The following is a 546-nucleotide window of genomic DNA, read 5'->3' as shown; positions in this document are numbered from 1 at the left end:
TGATCTGTAGATATCAAGATAATTGGTAAAATCTCAATATCGTTGTATATGGCAGGGCTACCTGGATTCGAACCAGGGAATGGCGGCATCAAAAGCCGCTGCCTTACCGCTTGGCGATAGCCCTACAGCGTAAATAGTCAAAAAACTACTTAAGCTCTCTTATCGAGAGAAAGAATGGTGCGGAAGGAGAGACTTGAACTCTCACACCTTACGGCGCCAGAACCTAAATCTGGTGCGTCTACCAATTCCGCCACTTCCGCGTATTCTGATAGTGTAGATTAATTTAAGATGGTGCGGAAGGAGAGACTTGAACTCTCACACCTTGCGGCGCCAGAACCTAAATCTGGTGCGTCTACCAATTCCGCCACTTCCGCATCTTAAATCTACGTGACTGATAGCTTATGCTAGCAATCCAATCAATGGTGGCTACGACGGGATTCGAACCTGTGACCCCATCATTATGAGTGATGTGCTCTAACCAGCTGAGCTACGTAGCCATTTTAAACTTTTGATCAAGAATGGTGCGGAAGGAGAGACTTGAACTCT

General features: G+C 46.2%; 4 tRNA genes. All 4 read right to left on the bottom strand.

The window, feature by feature from the left end:
* Positions 1–49: 49 nt before the first annotated feature.
* The 4 genes from FKN08_RS23655 to FKN08_RS23640 all read right to left on the bottom strand — a co-directional run bounded on the left by FKN08_RS23655 (position 50) and on the right by FKN08_RS23640 (position 497).
* A tRNA-Gln gene (locus tag FKN08_RS23655) sits at positions 50–124 on the bottom strand.
* Positions 125–175: 51 nt separating this feature from the next.
* Positions 176–260 (bottom strand) — tRNA-Leu (locus FKN08_RS23650).
* 29 nt (positions 261–289) lie between these two features.
* Positions 290–374, bottom strand: a tRNA-Leu gene (locus FKN08_RS23645).
* 46 nt (positions 375–420) lie between these two features.
* A tRNA-Met gene (locus FKN08_RS23640) sits at positions 421–497 on the bottom strand.
* Positions 498–546 lie beyond the last annotated feature (49 nt).

Origin of the sequence: Vibrio sp. 1-2 (7-a), from assembly GCF_013048515.1 — a bacterium.
Classification (GTDB): domain Bacteria; phylum Pseudomonadota; class Gammaproteobacteria; order Enterobacterales; family Vibrionaceae; genus Vibrio; species Vibrio diabolicus.
The sequence above is the reverse complement of the archived record's forward strand: the minus strand, read 5'-3'. Positions and strand labels throughout refer to the sequence as shown.